Source organism: Kutzneria viridogrisea DSM 43870 (assembly GCF_000525635.1).
Lineage (GTDB): Bacteria > Actinomycetota > Actinomycetes > Mycobacteriales > Pseudonocardiaceae > Kutzneria > Kutzneria viridogrisea.
This window is the reverse complement of sequence record NZ_CP007155.1, coordinates 3,331,055-3,347,219: the sequence shown is the minus strand read 5'-3', so window position 1 is coordinate 3,347,219 and position 16,165 is coordinate 3,331,055. Positions and strand designations below refer to the sequence as shown.

Below are 16,165 nucleotides of genomic sequence, written 5' to 3'. Positions count from 1 at the left end.
GTCACTACGCCATCCGGGTGACATGGGTTCAGGGAGGATGAGCGGCGTGCTGGCTGGCGAGGAACTGGTCGCGGTCTACGACGCGGACGGGCAGGTGGTGGGCAGCGCCCCGCGCCGGCGCGTGCGGGCCGAGGGCCTGTGGCACGCCGCGACGATGGTGCTGGTGCGCTCGGTGGACGGCAGCCGCGTGTACGTGCACCGGCGCAGCCTGGTCAAGGACATCTACCCGGGCATGACCGACTGCTTCGCGGGCGGGGTCGTGGACGCCGGGGAGCACCCCGACGACGGGGCGGTACGCGAGGTGGCCGAGGAGCTGGGCATCACCGGGGCCCCGTTGACGGAGCTGTTCACGTTCCGGTTCGAGCAGCCCCCGTTGCGCTGCCACTACTTCGTGTACGAGGTGCGCTGGGACGGCCCGCTGGTGCACCAGCCGGAGGAGATCATCGACGGGGCGTGGGTGGAGCTGCCGGACCTGATCGCCGCGCTGGCCGACCCCGATTCGGACTACGTGCCCGACGGCAGGCAGATCGCCATCGAGTGGCTGAACCGCCTCACCCCCCACGGCGAGTCCCGCTGAGCCGCACACGAGTCCCGCCCTGGGGCGCGCGAATCCCGCTCAGCCGGGGCCGAGACCCGCGCAAGTGCAGCGCGTGTCGGCGCTTCCGGTACCGCGTGTTCGCCCTTGCGGCACGAATTCCCACGAGTTGGGAAATCGCCCGCCCAGCGCCAACACACCGCACGCGAAGCGCCGACACGCGAGGACCTTCTGGCGCTGGACGGATCCGCACAGCGCCATCACGGGTTCGTCACAGGTCTTGGCCAGCATCGACCCATGCGGATCACACGAGTTACCGGCCTCGCCCTCGCGCTGGCCCTGCTGGGCGGCGCACCCGCCGTGGCGTCCACCGGGCCCTCGGTACACGGCGGGGCGACCACTGCCGAGCAGCAGCAGGCCGTGGACGCGTACTGGACCCCGGACCGGATGCGGCTCGCGGGCGCGCTGGTCCCGGAGATCACGCCCATCCCGCCGGACGACACCACCCCGGACATGGACACCCCGCCAGCACCGAACACCGCGACCACCGGCGAGGTCTGGCGCTTCAAGGGCGCCGTGGACGGCACAGTCGGGCGGCTGTTCTTCACCTTCAGCGACGGCTACGACGGCAGCTGCACCGCCACGGTCGTCGGCCGCGACACGGTGGTCACCGCGGCGCACTGCCTGCGCGCGACCGGCGCGGACGAGTGGCGGCACAACGTCTACTTCGTGCCGGGCTACCGCAACGGCGGCAAGCCGCACGGCGGGTTCAGCGCGCGGACGATGATCACCTCCACCGACTGGGACACCGGCAGCTCCTCGCAGGACGTGGCGGCGGCCGGGCACGACGCGGCGTTCGCCGTGCTCAACCGGGCGGGCGGCAGGCCGGTGGCCGAGGTGGTGGGCAGCCAGCGGATCGGTTTCACCCCTCCGGCCAGCGGTCGGTTCGAGCACGCCTTCGGCTACCCGCACGTGCAGTCCGGGACGAAGTGGCTGGGCGCCCGCATGGTGCACTGCGCCGGTCCGGTCCAGCAGGCGCCGAAGACGCCCGCGCTGTGGGGGATGCGCTGCGACATGGCGCACGGCGCCAGCGGCGGACCGCACTTCGCCGAGTTCGACCCGGCCACCGGCCGGGGCCGGGTCGTGGGCGTCACGACCACCGGCACCGAGTTGGGCGGCGGCGCCGGCGAGTACTCGTACGCCACGCCGCTGGGGCCCGAGGCGGCTCTGCTCTACGCGTACGCGCTGACCCGCTGAGCGGAACTCGCGCTCCCCAGGCCGGGACTCGCCGGCAACTCGGCGTGTCCCGCTCAGCCGCGCGCGAGTCCCGCTCAGCCGTTGAGCTTGGCGGCGGCGATGGGCGTGACCTGGCCGAGCAGGTCACGGGCCTTGGCGTCACTGGTGGTGACGACCTGCACCCTGGCCACCAGCTCGCCCTTCGCCAGCAGCATCGAGCAGCTGTACGACTGGCCGTGCTCGCACCAGGAGGCGTGCGAGTCCACACCGGTGGGCTGCTTGGCCAGCTCGATCGGCGTGACCGTGCCGCCCGGGTAGGACCTGCACCCGTTCAGCGCCTGCTTGACCTTGGCCACGACCTGCGCGCCGGTGCTGCCCTGGTAGCTGCCCACGTACTCGGTCAGGGTCGTGACCGCGGAGGAGCCGACCAGCCCGATCTGGGCGCCGGACACCGGCTTGCCCAGCGGTACGGCACAGGTCTCCAACTGGGCCACGCTGGCCGCGTGTTCGGCTTCCTTCGGGTTGAACCCGATCTCGGCCACCGACTCGGCCGTCAGCACCGCGGCCACGGCCCTGAGCTGCGCTGCCTGCGGGTCCGCGGTGGGCTTGGCGCTGCTCGACGCCGCGGTCGTGCTCGCCGGGGCCTCGGCGGTCGTGGTCGGCTGCTCCTCGTCCTGGGCGTAGTGCCGCAGGTCGTTGGGCTTGCCGGAGCAGCCAGCCACCAGGACGGCGACTCCCACGCCGACCACCAACGCGCGACGCACCGCTGCACCTCCGGGATTGGTCTGATCTTCGCCCGAGGGTAGTGGTCGGCCTGGACGGGCCCGCGATCGGCTCAGTTCCAGGCCAGCGCGGACCGCTCCGCCCAGTAGCGCCGCGCGGGCACGGCCAGCGCCGCCAGCCGCTCGTACGGGGGCAACCGCACGTGCAGGGCGGCCAGGTTGGCCCGCACCTGGGCCGGGCTGGCGGCACCGAGCAGCACCGTGCCCGCCCAGGGCTGGGCCAGCGCGGCGGCCAGGGCCAGCGCGTCGCAGCCCACGCCCGCGTCCTCGGCCATGGCCAGCAGGTCGGCGGGCGGGTCCACCGCGAGCCGCCCGTTGGCCAGCGCCTCCTTGACCAGCACGTGCGCCCCGGCCTCGTAGGCCTCGGCCAGCGCGGGGCCCGCCGAGGGGTCGAGCAGGTTCCAGGTGGACTGCACCACGGAGAACAGCGGGCGGCCCTGCACGCGCAGCGCCATCGCCCGCCGGATCGTGTCGGCCTGCTGCGGGCCGCTGGTGCTGAACCCGACCCGCACGCCCTGCTCGATCAGCCCGGCCAGCGACTCCAGCAGCAGCGGGTCGTTGAACAGCGGACTGTCCAGGGTCAGCGAGTGCACCTGGTACACGGCCAGCCGGTCGCCGAGCAGTTCCTCGCTCTGCGCCCACTGCTGCTCGAACCGGTCCAGGCTGTGCTGCTTGACCTCGTGCACCTCGGCGTCGGGCCGCCAGTCGGCCACGTAGGCGTAGCCCCACTTGCTGGACACCACCACGTCCTCGTGGCCCCGGTCGGTCAGCCACCCGGCCAGGAACTCCTCGGCCCTGCCGTAGGAGCGGGCCGCGTCCACCCAGCGCACCCCCGCCGCGTAGGCCTCGTCCAGCACCTTCCAGCTGGCCGCCCGCATCGCGGGCACGGTGCGGACCTCGGGCAGCGCGCCCTGCCGCCCCAGGTTGATGTAGGCCGGTCTGCCCAGCGCCGCCAGCCCCAGTCCGATCCTGTCGAGCATCCCCGGTTCCTCCCCGTGCACTCCCCCAGCCGAACCTAATCGGCCGAGGACCCGCGCGCACGGCAAAACGGAGGCCCTGTCGCCACGACCTGGCGACAGGGCCTCCGCAGTGCTCACCTACAGGTACTGACCAGTGTTGTTGGCGGTGTCGATCGCGCGACCCGACTCCTGGTTCTTGCCGGTCACCAGGGTGCGGATGTAGACGATGCGCTCGCCCTTCTTGCCCGAGATCCTTGCCCAGTCGTCCGGGTTGGTCGTGTTGGGCAGGTCCTCGTTCTCGGCGAACTCGTCGATGATGGCGTCGACGAGGTGCTGCACGCGCAGGCCCGGCTCGCGGGTCTCCAGCACGGCCTTGATCGCGGCCTTCTTGGCCCGGTCCACGATGTTCTGGATCATCGCGCCGGAGTTGAAGTCCTTGAAGTACAGGACCTCCTTGTCACCGTTGGCGTAGGTGACCTCCAGGAACCGGTTGTCGTCGGACTCGTCGTACATCCGCTCGACGGTGTGCTGGATCATCGCCTCCATGCACCGCTTGGCATCGCCGGCGAACTCGGCGAGGTCGTCGGCGTGGATGGGCAGCGTCTCCGTGAGGTACTTGGAGAAGATGTCCTTGGCCGCCTCGGCGTCCGGACGCTCGATCTTGATCTTCACGTCCAGCCGGCCCGGGCGCAGGATGGCCGGGTCGATCATGTCCTCGCGGTTGGAGGCGCCGATGACGATGACGTTCTCCAGGCCCTCGACACCGTCGATCTCGGCCAGCAGCTGCGGCACGATCGTGGTCTCCACGTCGGAGGACACGCCGCTGCCACGGGTGCGGAAGATCGAGTCCATCTCGTCGAAGAACACGATCACCGGCGTGCCCTCGGAGGCCTTCTCCCTGGCCCGCTGGAAGATCAGCCGGATGTGCCGCTCGGTCTCGCCGACGAACTTGTTGAGCAGCTCGGGGCCCTTGATGTTGAGGAAGTAGGACTTGGCCTGCCCGTCGTCGTCACCACGGGCCGCCGCGACCTGCTTGGCCAGGGAGTTGGCCACCGCCTTGGCGATCAGCGTCTTGCCGCAGCCGGGAGGGCCGTAGAGCAGCACGCCCTTGGGCGGGCGCAGCTGGTACTCGTGGAACAGCTCGGCGTGCAGGAAGGGCATCTCCACGGCGTCGCGGATCTGCTCGATCTGCCGGAACAGGCCACCGATGTCGGCGTAGTCGACGTCGGGCACCTCCTCCAGCACGAGGTCCTCGACCTCCGCCTTGGGCACCCGCTCGTAGGCGTACCCCGCCTTGCTGTCCACCAGCAGGGAGTCGCCCGGCTTGAGCGGGGCGTCGACCAGCGGGTCGGCCAGCCAGACCACGCGCTCCTCGTCGGCGTGCCCGACCACCAGTGCCCTGGTCGCGCCCGACTCGAAGTCGGTGAGCAGCTCGCGCAGCGTGCACACCTCGCCGGTGCGCTCGAAGCCGCCGCCCTCGACCACGGTCAGCGCCTCGTTGAGCCGGACCGACTGGCCCAGGCGCAGCTCGGAGCCGTCGACCGCGGGCGAGACGGCCACCCTCATGCGCCGGCCCGCGGTGAACACGTCCACCGTGCCGTCCTCGTGGCCTGCCAGGTAGACGCCGTAGCCGCTGGGCGGCTGCGCGAGGCGGTCGACCTCCTCGCGCAGCGCGAGGAGCTGACTGCGTGCTTCCCGGAGGGTGTCCACCAGCTTCGTGTTGCGCTCGGTCAGCTGACTGACGCGCTCGGACGCCTCTGCCAGTCGCTGCTCGAGCAGCCGGACGTGTCGTGGGGATTCCGTCAGTTTGCGCCGCAACAGCGCGATCTCGTCCTCGAGGAACCTGACCTGCGCGGACAACTCAGCGGCCGTCATGCCACTGTTCAGCTCGCCACCCTCATCGGGCTGGCTGCCGGGACGGTCGGTCTGCATGTCGGCACCCTCCTCCCGTGTTACGTCTTCCCACGGTACCGGCGATCACCGACAACCGAGAGGCCCCCAGGCCGAGCCTGGGTTCCGAAACGGATACGAAACGCCCGCTCGGCCGGATGAACTACTCCAACTCGGTGTCAGGGGGAACCAGTCAGCCACTACGGTGCGTCTCAGGTGCTCGTCGTCCGAGGTCGTCCGGGCAGTGTCCCCAACGGCCACCGGCAGTGCTAGGAGAAAGTGATGACCGTCCCTTCACCCAATCGGCCCATAGCTGGCCGCGAGGGTGGTCATCCCCGGCAATCGGGTGGTTGCGCACAGCTACCCCGCCGGGCTCCGCAGACCTACCTGACCAGTGCAACACCCAGTTCGGGGGAGAGACTCCAGTGACCTACCCACCGCAGCAGCCCGGCCAGCCCGGACCCTACGGCCAGCCCGGCGGCTTCCCGCAACAGCCGCAGCAGCCCGGTGGGTACCCGCAGCAGCCCGCGGGCGGGTTCCCCCAGCAGCCCGGGTACCCGCAGCAGCCCACCGGCGGGTTCCCCCAGCAGCCGCAGCAGCCCAACCCGTACGGGCAGCCGCCCTCCGGCGGGTTCCCGCAGCAGCCCTCCGGTGGCTTCCCCCAGCAGCCCCAGTTCGGGCAGCAGTTCGGCCAGCCCGGCGGCTACCCCGGCGGGCCGGTGCCCGGCAAGAAGAGCCCGCTGCCGTGGATCCTCGGCGGGGTGGGCGTGCTCGTGGTCGTGGTCCTGATCGTGGTGTTCGTCTTCGTCAAGCCCTTCGGCGGCGGCACCAGCGGGTCCCCCGAGGACGCGGCCAAGTCGATCGTGGCGATGCTCAACAAGAAGGACAACGCGGGCATCCGCGACGTCACCTGCGCCAAGCTCAAGTCCGACGTGGACAACGCGATGAACAAGCTCGACCCGAGCAAGATGGGCGGCAGCCAGGCGGCCAGCGAGATGGCCGGGGTGACCGCGAGCTTCTCGGTGACCGGCACCTCCCAGACCAGCGACACCTCGGCGAAGGCACAGGTCACGATGCACTTCGAGAACGTGCCGAGCAAGTACCAGTCGTACATGAAGGACCTGAACGGGACGATGACCCTGGCCAAGGAGGACGGCAGCTGGAAGGTGTGCGGGTACAGCATGTCCAAGTCCTCCGGCGGTTCCACCAGCCCCAGCGGCTCCACCCGACCCAGTGGCTCGGGCGGCTACGGGGGTTACGGCAGCTCGGTGATCCCGACCTACCCGACCTATCCCAGCTACGGCAACTGAGGCACGGGCCGGCGCGGAGTCCAGCAACTCGCCGACAGAACGTGCACAGTCGGCTACTTTCAGAACACGGGATCAATCCGTGAGAGGGGACCAACTGTGCACCAGGTGATCAGGCTCGTGGCTGGACTGGCGGGAGCGGCAGCGTTCGCCGCCGTAGTACCGGTTGCAACCGTTGCCACAGCGCAGGCCAGCCCGACCCAGCCGATGGGTTTGTCGGCCTGCCTTCAGGAAGTGCACGACCGCGGCTACGACGTCGGCCCGAAGGTAACCGCGGCGTGCCACATCGCAGCCGACAACCCGCTTTCAGCGCCCCACCAAGCTGCTTGCACCCTCGCCCTGGTGGACATCGGAGTGGACAACGACACTGCGGGGGGCGCCTGCATCGCGGCCAGCTGGCCCGGAGTCAGCAAGCCGTAGTGAACGACGCACACCCGACGGCACGCCGATCCCCGCGATCGGCGTGCCGTCCGCGTTTCTCCCGCCCTTCCGGCACACGGCGGGGCGCGCGGGGCGCATAATCGACCGGCCGTGCGATCAGGAGGAGATGCAGCACCGTGACCTACCCACCGCAGCAGCCCGGCCAGCCCGACCCGTACGGGCAGCAGCCCCAGCAGTACGGGCAGCAGCCGTGGGGCCAGCAGCCCACCGGTTACCCGCAGTCCGGCGGCTTCCCGCAGCAGCAGCCCGGCGGTTACCCGCAACAGCCGGCGAACCCGCAGCAGCCCTACGGCCAGCCGCAGCCCCAGCAGTACGGCCAGCAGCCAGGCTGGGGTCAGCAGCCCGGTGAGCAGCAGCAGTTCGGGCAGCAGCCGTACGGCCAGCCGCAGCCGGGTGAGCAGCAGTTCGGGCAGAACCCGGGCTGGGCACAGCAGCAGCCGCAGTTCGGCCAGCCCTATGGCCAGCCGCCCGCCAAGCGCAAGCGCACCGGGCTGATCATCGGCGTGATCGCGGCGGTCGTGCTGGTACTCGGCGGCGGTGTGGGCGCCTACTTCCTGTTCTTCACCAAGAACGCACAGTCCGAACCGGAGCAGACCGGCCGCGCCGTCATCGACGCGCTCAACGCCAAGGACGAGCCCCGCGTGCTGGAGCTGACCTGCTCGTCCTACCAGGCCACGCTCAAGAAGCGGCTGGACCAGGCCGACTCGATCATCGGCTCGAACGCGCAGCTGAAGTTCAGCTTCCAGGGCATCAAGACCGAGGGCGACAAGTCCACCGTGTCCATGCACTACGAGGGCACCCTGGGCAACGACAAGGGCGCCAAGGACGACACCATCGCCCTGGTCCGCAGCGCGGACAGCGGCAAGTGGGAGATCTGCCCGTCCAAGAAGTAGTCAGGCACGAAGCAGCGAGCGGGAGCAACACGCGTGACCTACCAGCCCGGCGGCTACGGCCAGCCGCCGTTCGACTCCTCGACCGTCCGGTCCAGCAGCAAACGCAAGGACACCTGGGTGATCATCGGCACGATCGCCGGGGTGCTGGTGATGCTCGGGCTGGGCGCCGGGGCGATCTACCTGATCACCAAGAAGGACCCGGCCCCCACACCGCCCGCCGCGGCGCCGCAGACCGACCCGCTGGCGGCCGCCGCGGCCCAGCAGTTCGTGGACGCGGTGGCCGCCGACGACCCGCTACAGGCGATGCCCGCGATCTGCAGCTCGGAGAAGGCAAGCCTGCAAGGCACCAAGCCCAGCGGCAGCAAGCCGAGGACCAAGGTCAGCCAGCTTCAGGTCAACGGCGGCACCGGCACGTTCACCATGGAGCAGACGCCCGGCACCCCGACCAAGCTGACCCTGGTCAAGGAGGGCAACGACTGGAAGGTCTGCGGCTCAGGCGGCTGAGGTCGGCCTGCGCTGCGGACGGGGCGGCACCACGCCGTCGGCCAGCCTGCGCGTGGTGAGCAGGAAGGCGGTGTGCGCGATCATCCGGTGCTCGGGGCGCACCGCCAGGCCCACCACGTGCCAGGGGCGGATCAGCGACTCCCAGGACTCCGGCTCGGTCCAGCACTGCATCTCGCGCAGGGCCTCGGTGACCTTGGACAGCTGGGTCGTGGTCGCCACGTAGACCACCAGCACGCCGCCGGGGATCAGGCTGGCCTTCACCGTGTCCAGCACGTCCCAGGGCGCGAGCATGTCCAGCACGACCCGGTCCACCTCACCGCCCTCGGCGGCCGGGGGGTGCTGGGTGAGGTTGCCGACCGTCAGCGACCAGTTGTCCGGGGCCTTGCCGAAGAACTGCTCCACGTTGCGCACGGCGTGGTCGGCGTGGTCCTGGCGCACCTCGTAGGAGGTGACGCTGCCGTGCTCGCCGACGGCCCGCAGCAGCGAGCAGGTCAGCGCGCCGGACCCGGCACCGGCCTCCAGCACACGGGCGCCCGGGAAGATGTCGCCCCACATGACGATCTGCGCGGCGTCCTTGGGGTAGATGACCTGCGCCCCGCGCGGCATGGACAGCACGTAGTCCGGCAGCAGCGGGCGCAGCGCCAGGTAGGAGGTGTTGCCGGTGGAGGTCACCACCGAGCCCTCGGGCATGCCGATGAGCTGGTCGTGCTCCAGGGCGCCGCGGTGGGTGTGGTACTGCCGCCCGGGCTCCAGGACGATGGTGTAGTGCCGTCCCTTGGGATCGGTCAGCTGCACCCGGTCACCGGGCTGGAACGGGCCACTGGCGGTGCTCACCGCGAAGAACCTCCGTCGAAGATGGATCGGGAACGGCCCACGATCCTCGCAGAGGCCCTGCTCAGCCCTTGCGCCGCCCCGACAGAGCCGCCTTGAGGTCCTGCCTGCGCAGCACCGCGGCGGGACGGCCCTCGGCGTCCACGACCAGGAACTGCCACGCGGCGGTGGTGCGGACCCGCTCGATGATCTCCTCGCCGGGGTCGGAGTCCAGCAGCACGGTGTCCGGCCGGATCGGGTCGGCGGCCCGCTCGGCGGGGGTCAGCGGGGCGATCGCGGCCAGCCGCTGGGCCTCCTGCTCGTCGAGCAGGCCCGCGGCCACCCCGTCCGCGCGGACCAGCACCACTCCCCTGCCCTCGGCTGCGGCCAGCGCGTCGGCCACCGGGCTCTCCGCGGGCAGTTGCAGCACGGGACGGACCAGCTCGGCCAGGGTCAGGCCGGGCGGCCAGGTGCGCTGCTGCTCGGCGACCAGCTCCGCGCGCGCCCCCGCGATGACGAACCAGGCCGTCACCACGCACACGCCCAGCCAGAGCCAGCGGTCGGTGCTGCCCTGGACCTGGCGCAGCAGGGCCCACAGCAGCAGCAGGACCGCCACGACCCCGCCGCCGGCCACGGCGGTGCGGGTACCGGTGCTGCGCTGCCCGGTCAGCCCCCACACGGCGGCGCGCAGCATGCGGCCACCGTCCAGCGGCAGCCCGGGCAGCAGGTTGAACACGGCGACCGCGGCGTTGGCCAGCGTCACCTCCAGCAGCAACAGCCACAGCGCGCCGCCGTCGGGCACCAGGAACACCGCGGCGCCGAACACCGCGGCCAGCGCGATCGACACGATCGGGCCCGCCGCGGCGACCATGCCCTCCTGGGCGGGCTTGACCGGTGAGCGGCTGACCTCGGAGATGCCGCCGAGCAGGAACAGCCGCAGCCTGCGCACCGGCAGACCGTAGCGCAGCGCGACCACGCAGTGCCCCAGCTCGTGTAGCAGCACGGAGACGCCCAGCAGCAGGGCGAAACTCGCGGCCAGCGCGAACGCGCCCAGCCCGTCGACCCCGGGCAGCAGCTGGCCGACCATCGGCGTGTAGAGGACCGTGACCACGATGGAGCCGATCCACCAGGACGGGGCCAGCACCACGGGCACCGAGCGGATCCTGAACAGCAGCAGTCCGCCGTCAGGGTTGGTACGTCGCAGCCAGCTGGTGGTGGTCATCGCCGGCCAGCGTATTGCCTGGAGTGTTGTGCCGGGGTGACGAGGTGTCGATCACCAGCTTGTCAGGGGTCTGGCTTACTGTGCGTGGCATGTCCGAGCACGTAGTGCGCAGGCCGGCGCTGTCCCCCTCGCGGGCCAGCGACTTCAAGCAGTGCCCGCTGCTCTACCGGTTCCGCGCGGTCGACCGGCTGCCCGAGAAGCCGACCAGGGCGCAGGTGCGCGGCACCGTGGTGCACTCGGTGCTGGAACAGCTGTTCGCCCTGCCCGCGGACCAGCGGGTGCCCAGCACCGCACAGGACCTGCTGCACCCGTCCTGGAGCAGGCTGCTCGCCGAGCGCGCGGAGCTGGCCGAGCTGTTCAGCGGGGAGCAGGACCCGGAGTTCGGCCGGTGGCTCGAGGACGCGCAGAAGATGCTGACCGGCTACTTCGGCCTGGAGGACCCGCGCAGGCTGGAGCCGGAGGCCTGCGAGCTGCTGGTGGAGGCGGAGCTGCCCTCCGGGGTGCTGCTGCGCGGCTACATCGACCGGCTGGACGTGGCGCCGACCGGGGAGATCCGGGTGGTCGACTACAAGACCGGGGCGGCGCCGAGGGAGATCGGCGAGGCCAAGGCCATGTTCCAGATGAAGTTCTACGCGCTGGTGCTGTGGCGGCTGCGTGGGGTGGTGCCCCGGCAGCTGCGGCTGATGTACCTGGCCGACCGGCAGAACCTGGCCTACGCCCCGGACGAGGCCGAGCTGCGCCGGTTCGAGCGCACCCTGGAGGCGATCTGGGCCGCGATCCTGCGCGCGGGCCGGACCGGGGACTTCCGGCCCAACCCGAGCAGGCTGTGCGACTGGTGCGACCACAAGGCGCTGTGCCCGGAGTTCGGCGGCACCCCGCCGCCCTACCCTGGCTGGCCGGAGCCGGACCCGGGGGTGGAGACCGCACTGGACCGGTCCGACTAGGGTGGGGGTACCCGACCCGCACGCCGGTGCGCACGGAGTGCCCGGCGGAACGGAGCCCCTCATGCCCGCTGCCCCCTTCGACCACGGCGAGCTGATCGCACTGGACAGCGAATCGGTCGGTGACGCCGTGGTGGTGCACGTGACCGGTGAGCTCGACCTGCCGACGGCCGCGGCCGCCGACGCCGAGCTGGCCAGGGCGGTCGACAGCGGGGCGCGCGCCGTGGTGGTGGACCTGGACAAGGTGCACTTCCTGGGGTCCAGCGGGCTGCGCGTGCTGCTCACCGTGCGTGACAAGGCCGAGCAGGGCGGGGTGGACCTGCGGCTGGTCTGCCAGGAGCGGGTGGTGGTGCGCCCGCTGGAGGTCACCGGGCTGCTCTCGGCGTTCCAGATCCACCCCTCGGTGCGCGAGGCGGTCGACGCGGCGGCTCAGCGAGCGCGCTGAGCGTGCACAATGGCCCCCGTGGGGGAGCACAAGCAACGCATGCTGGCCGGGGAGCTCTACCGGGACAACGATCCCGAGCTGCTCGCCGAGCGCAAGCACTGCCAGCGCCTGCTGGACCGGTTCAACGCAACGACCGCCGACCAGGACGAGGAACGGTCGGCTCTGCTGGCCGAGTTGCTCGGCGGCATCGGCGAGGGCTCCTGGGTGATGCCCCGCTTCCAGTGCGACTACGGGTACCTGATCACCTTGGGCCGCAACAGTTTCCTCAACTACGACGCGATTCTCATGGACTGCGCGCCGATCACCATCGGCGATGACGTGTCCATCGGGCCGCGCGCGCAACTGCTCACGGCGCTGCACCCGGTCGCCGAGCACGACCTGCGCCGCGAGCGCTGGGAGTCGGCGGCACCGATCAGCATCGGCGACAACGTGTGGCTGGGTGGCGGCGTGATCGTCTGCCCGGGGGTGCGCATCGGCGCCGACACCGTGGTCGGCGCGGGCAGCGTGGTGACCAGGGACCTGCCCGAGCGGGTGCTGGCCGCGGGCAATCCGTGCCGCGTGATCCGACCCCTGTAGTGCGCTCCTACCTGGTGCTGCTCCGCCTGCCGGGCGCGGCGGGCTTCGTCGGCGCGGGCCTGGTCGCGCGGCTGCCGATCGCGATGCGCTCGGTGGGCTGCGTGCTGATGGTCTCCGCGCTGACCGGGTCCTACGCGCTGGCGGGCGCGGTGGCGGCCACGCTGGTGCTGTCCCAGGCGGCCGTCGCACCCGTGGTGGGCAGGCTGGTGGACCGCCGCGGACAGGCACCGATCATCTACGGGGCGCTGGCCGTCAACGTGGTGGGCACCCCGCTGCTCGTGGGCCTGGCCGTGGCGGGCGCCCCGCTGTGGACCTTGCCGCCCGCGGCGGTGCTGGCCGGGGTCTCGGCGCTGCCGATGGGCTCGCTGGCCCGCGCGCGGTGGAGTGCCGCCGCCGCGGGCACACCGCACGTGGCCAGCGCCTACGCCCTGGAGTCGGTGCTCGACGAGGTCATCTACGTGACGGGGCCGGTGCTGGTGACCGCGCTGGCCGTGGGGGTGTTCCCGGGCGCGGGCCTGCTCGGCGCGCTGGTGCTGTACGTGCTGGGCGGGATCGCGCTGGCGCTGCAACGCGGCACCGAGCCGCCCCGGCACGAGCCCGCGCGCAGTAGTGGCCGGATCGCCTCGCCCGGCCTGCTGCTGGTGCTCGTCCTGGGCCTGCTCACCGGGACGTACTTCGGCGACCTGGACGTGTCGATGATCGCCTTCGCCGGGGAACACGGTGGGCTGGGTCCCGCTGGTCTGCTGATGGCGATGATCGCCGCGGGCAGTCTCGTGTCCGGCCTGGTGTACGGGGCCGTGCGCTGGCGGGCGAGCACTGGCCGCCGCACGGTGATCGCGGCGCTGGGCCTGGCGGTGGGCACCGTGCCGCTGCTGCTGGCGGGCTCGGTCCCGGTGATGGCGGCCTGCGCGGCCCTGGCCGGGCTGGCGGCCTCCCCGTTGTTGATCTGCTCCTACACGCTGGTGCAGGAGCTGGTCCCCGCGCGGTCGCGCACCGAGGGCTTCGCCTGGCTGTCCAGTGCGATCACGCTGGGCATGGCACTGGGCTCGGCGGTCGCGGGCGGCCTGGTCGACCTCGACGGCAGCCCTGCCGCGCTGCTACTGGGCGTGGGCTGCACGGCGGCGGGCTTCCTCACCGCGCTGGCCCGTTCCGCGGGCCGTCATGAAGGTGCCCTTTGAGACGTTGGGCGTCTCGAAGGGCACCTTCATGACACGGGGCTCACAGGCGGCAGGAGCGGATGTCGGAGGCCAGGATCGCCTTGGCGCCCAGCGCGGACAGCTTGTCCATCACCGGGTTGGCCTCGCGCCGGGACACCATCGCGCGCACCGCGACCCAGTTCTCGTCGGCCAGCGGGGCCACCGTGGGCGACTCCAGGCCGGGGGTGGTCTTCAGCGCCACGTCCAGCAGGGCCTTGGGGCAGTCGTAGTCCAGCATCAGGTACTGCTGGGCCAGCACCACGCCCTTGAGTCGGTTGGTCAGCTGGGCCTTGGCCGCGCACTCCTCGGCGCCCTTGCGCTGCACCAGGATCGCCTCGGACCGGCAGATGACCTCGCCGAAGGCGACCAGGTTGTGCTGGCGCAGGGTGCGGCCGGAGCCCACCACGTCGGCGATGGCGTCGGCGACCCCGAGCTGCACCGAGATCTCCACCGCCCCGTCCAGGCGGATCACCTCGGCCTCGATGCCGTGCTTGGCCAGGTCCTCGCGGACCAGCCGGGGATAGGCGGTGGCCAGCCGCTTGCCGTGCAGGTCCTTGACCTCCCAGGTCTGACCCGCGGGCGCGGCGTAGCGGAACTGCGAGCCGCCGAAGCCCAGCTCCAGCCGCTCGTCCACGGTGGCCCCGGAGTCCCTGGCCAGGTCGCGGCCGGTGATGCCCAGGTCCAGTTCCCCGGAGCCCACGTAGATCGCGATGTCCTTGGGGCGCAGGAAGAAGAACTCGACCTCGTTGGGCTGGTCGAGCACCGTGAGGTCGCGCTGCTCATGGCGTCCCCGGTACCCCGCCTCGGCCAGCATCGCGGCGGCGGTCTCGGCAAGCGCGCCCTTGTTGGGCACGGCAACGCGCAGCATCTGTGCACTCCCGGTGGTGGTCATAGGTGGCGGTAGACGTCGTCCAGGCCCAGCCCCCGGCCCAGCATCAACACCTGAAGCCGGTACAGCAGCTGGGAGATCTCCTCGGCCAGCCGCTCGTCGGACTCGTGCTCGGCGGCGATCCACACCTCGCCGGCCTCCTCCAGGACCTTCTTGCCCTGGGCGTGCACCCCGGCGTCCAGCGCCGCCACGGTGCCCGAGCCCTCGGGCCTGCTCCGCTGGCGGTCGCTGAGCTCCGCGAACAGCTCGTCGAACGTCTTCACGGGACGTGATCCTCCCATCCTCCGTTCGGCGGCTTCCGCTCCGGGGTCCCTGCCTGTGACCAACGTGACTCCGCCAGGGGAAGCACCTGGCAGTCCGGGCCGTTGCACGGGTCGTGATCGGCACTCGTGAGGTGGACGCGCTGGTGGTCGGGGCCGGGCAGGCGGGCCTGTCCACCAGTTACCACCTGCGCAGGCTCGGCGTGCGCCACCTCGTGCTCGACGGCAACGACGGTCCCGGCGGGGCGTGGCGGCACAGGTGGCCCTCGCTGCGACTGGGCAAGGTGCACGGCATCCACGACCTGCCGGGACTCGCGCTGGGGCACGCCGATGACGACCGGCCCGCCTCGGAGGTCGTGGCCGACTACTTCGCCACCTACGAGCGGAGGTTCGACCTGCCGGTGCTGCGCCCGGTGCGGGTCCGCGCCGTGCGCGAGGGCGAGGGCGGCCGCCTGCTGGTGCGGACCGACCACGGGGACTGGGCGGCCCGCGCGCTGGTCAACGCCACCGGCACCTGGGACCGGCCGTTCTGGCCGCGCTACCCGGGCCAGGACACGTTCACCGGGCGCCAGCTGCACACCGCCGACTACCTGGGGCCCGAGGAGTTCGCGGGCAGGCACGTGGTGGTGGTCGGCGGCGGCGCGTCGGCCGTGCAGCAGCTGGCGGAGATCTCCGAGGTCACCAGCACGACCTGGGTGACGCGCCGGCCGCCGGTGTGGCACGAGCGGTTCGACCAGGAGGCGGGTCGTGCCGCCGTGGCACTGGTGGACCAGCGCGTGCGCGCCGGGCTGCCCCCGGCCAGCGTGGTGAGCGTGACCGGGCTGGGCCTGACCCCGCAGGTGCTGGCCGCGAGGGAGCGCGGGGTGCTGACCCGGCTGCCCGTCTTCGACCGGATCACCCCGGAGGGCGTCGCCTGGGACGACGGGCGGTTCGTGCGCGCGGAGGTGATCCTGTGGGCCACCGGCTTCCGCGCGGCCATCGACCACCTCGCCCCGCTGCACCTGCGCGGCCCCGGCGGCGGCATCGTCATGGACGGCACGCGGGTGGTGGCCGACGCCCGGCTGCACCTGGTCGGTTACGGCCCGTCAGCGAGCACGATCGGCGCGACGCGGGCCGGCCGGGAAGCGGCGCGCGCGATTGCGGCCCTTCTTCGGGACGAATCGGGTATACGAACGCCCGCATAACGATCCGCACGAGGGCGAAGATTCCAGGATTTGTGCCCGGATACAACTGGTCACGGGTGATCCCGCTCTCGCTCGAACGCCATTTTCGCAGCTCA

General features: G+C 71.7%; 17 protein-coding genes. 10 read left to right on the top strand and 7 right to left on the bottom strand.

Going from position 1 to position 16,165, the window contains the following annotated elements; genetic code table 11:
* The first annotated feature begins 37 nt into the window (after positions 1-37).
* Both KALB_RS15065 and KALB_RS15060 read left to right on the top strand, forming a co-directional pair.
* The gene (locus KALB_RS15065) at positions 38-577 is read left to right on the top strand and encodes an NUDIX hydrolase (protein WP_025356541.1); all 540 of its coding nucleotides are present in this window, start codon (positions 38-40) and stop codon (positions 575-577) included.
* A 255-nt stretch (positions 578-832) separates the two neighbouring features.
* Entirely contained in the window at positions 833-1,792 is a 960-nt protein-coding gene (locus tag KALB_RS15060; RefSeq protein WP_051913152.1) for a trypsin-like serine peptidase, read from the top strand.
* A gap of 74 nt (positions 1,793-1,866) precedes the next feature.
* Here the strand turns inward: KALB_RS15060 and KALB_RS15055 are convergent, their stop codons facing one another.
* The 3 genes from KALB_RS15055 to arc all read right to left on the bottom strand — a co-directional run bounded on the left by KALB_RS15055 (position 1,867) and on the right by arc (position 5,444).
* A complete protein-coding gene (locus KALB_RS15055) occupies positions 1,867-2,535 on the bottom strand; it encodes a hypothetical protein (RefSeq protein WP_025356540.1) in 669 nt (222 codons plus the stop codon).
* A 71-nt stretch (positions 2,536-2,606) separates the two neighbouring features.
* Positions 2,607-3,533 carry an aldo/keto reductase gene (locus tag KALB_RS15050; protein ID WP_025356539.1) on the bottom strand — a complete coding sequence of 309 codons (927 nt, stop codon included), beginning with the start codon at positions 3,531-3,533 and terminating at the stop codon, positions 2,607-2,609.
* A gap of 117 nt (positions 3,534-3,650) precedes the next feature.
* Complete coding sequence (gene arc, locus KALB_RS15045; protein ID WP_025356538.1) at positions 3,651-5,444, bottom strand: proteasome ATPase; 1,794 nt, start codon at positions 5,442-5,444, stop codon at positions 3,651-3,653.
* A gap of 383 nt (positions 5,445-5,827) precedes the next feature.
* Here arc and KALB_RS48515 point away from each other — a divergent pair, with 383 nt between their 5' ends.
* The 3 genes from KALB_RS48515 (at position 5,828) to KALB_RS15025 (ending at position 8,547) form a co-directional block, all read left to right on the top strand.
* A complete protein-coding gene (locus KALB_RS48515; protein WP_025356537.1) occupies positions 5,828-6,712 on the top strand; it encodes an Rv0361 family membrane protein in 885 nt (294 codons plus the stop codon).
* 554 nt (positions 6,713-7,266) lie between these two features.
* Positions 7,267-8,043: an Rv0361 family membrane protein gene (locus KALB_RS48510; protein WP_025356536.1), complete on the top strand. Its 777-nt coding sequence runs from the start codon at positions 7,267-7,269 to the stop codon at positions 8,041-8,043.
* A gap of 33 nt (positions 8,044-8,076) precedes the next feature.
* Positions 8,077-8,547 carry a hypothetical protein gene (locus tag KALB_RS15025; protein WP_025356535.1) on the top strand — a complete coding sequence of 157 codons (471 nt, stop codon included), beginning with the start codon at positions 8,077-8,079 and terminating at the stop codon, positions 8,545-8,547.
* Here the strand turns inward: KALB_RS15025 and KALB_RS15020 are convergent.
* Both KALB_RS15020 and KALB_RS15015 read right to left on the bottom strand, forming a co-directional pair.
* Positions 8,536-9,381, bottom strand: a complete 846-nt coding sequence (locus KALB_RS15020; protein ID WP_025356534.1) for a tRNA (adenine-N1)-methyltransferase — start codon at positions 9,379-9,381, stop codon at positions 8,536-8,538. The two genes, KALB_RS15025 and KALB_RS15020, sit on opposite strands and share 12 nt — an antisense overlap.
* 61 nt (positions 9,382-9,442) lie before the next feature.
* Positions 9,443-10,579, bottom strand: coding sequence for a site-2 protease family protein (locus tag KALB_RS15015; protein ID WP_025356533.1), 1,137 nt, complete (start codon positions 10,577-10,579; stop codon positions 9,443-9,445).
* Positions 10,580-10,668: 89 nt separating this feature from the next.
* Here KALB_RS15015 and KALB_RS15010 point away from each other — a divergent pair, with 89 nt between their 5' ends.
* From KALB_RS15010 to KALB_RS14995, 4 genes are all read left to right on the top strand, one after another.
* Positions 10,669-11,523, top strand: coding sequence for a RecB family exonuclease (locus KALB_RS15010; protein ID WP_030108350.1), 855 nt, complete (start codon positions 10,669-10,671; stop codon positions 11,521-11,523).
* A gap of 61 nt (positions 11,524-11,584) precedes the next feature.
* Positions 11,585-11,965, top strand: a complete 381-nt coding sequence (locus KALB_RS15005; RefSeq protein ID WP_030108349.1) for an STAS domain-containing protein — start codon at positions 11,585-11,587, stop codon at positions 11,963-11,965.
* Positions 11,966-11,983: 18 nt separating this feature from the next.
* Positions 11,984-12,541 carry a sugar O-acetyltransferase gene (locus KALB_RS15000; RefSeq protein ID WP_025356530.1) on the top strand — a complete coding sequence of 186 codons (558 nt, stop codon included), beginning with the start codon at positions 11,984-11,986 and terminating at the stop codon, positions 12,539-12,541.
* Positions 12,517-13,719, top strand: coding sequence for an MFS transporter (locus KALB_RS14995; RefSeq protein ID WP_148309474.1), 1,203 nt, complete (start codon positions 12,517-12,519; stop codon positions 13,717-13,719). The genes KALB_RS15000 and KALB_RS14995 overlap by 25 nt, the downstream gene beginning before the upstream one ends.
* A gap of 40 nt (positions 13,720-13,759) precedes the next feature.
* On the opposite strand, the gene hisG is transcribed toward KALB_RS14995, so the two are convergent.
* Together hisG and KALB_RS14985 are read right to left on the bottom strand one after the other, a co-directional pair.
* A complete protein-coding gene (hisG, locus tag KALB_RS14990; RefSeq protein ID WP_025356528.1) occupies positions 13,760-14,605 on the bottom strand; it encodes an ATP phosphoribosyltransferase in 846 nt (281 codons plus the stop codon).
* A gap of 20 nt (positions 14,606-14,625) precedes the next feature.
* Entirely contained in the window at positions 14,626-14,889 is a 264-nt protein-coding gene (locus tag KALB_RS14985; protein ID WP_025356527.1) for a phosphoribosyl-ATP diphosphatase, read from the bottom strand.
* 113 nt (positions 14,890-15,002) lie between these two features.
* Here KALB_RS14985 and KALB_RS14980 point away from each other — a divergent pair, with 113 nt between their 5' ends.
* On the top strand, positions 15,003-16,070 hold the full coding sequence (locus KALB_RS14980) for an NAD(P)-binding domain-containing protein (protein WP_025356526.1): 1,068 nt from the start codon (positions 15,003-15,005) through the stop codon (positions 16,068-16,070).
* Positions 16,071-16,165 lie beyond the last annotated feature (95 nt).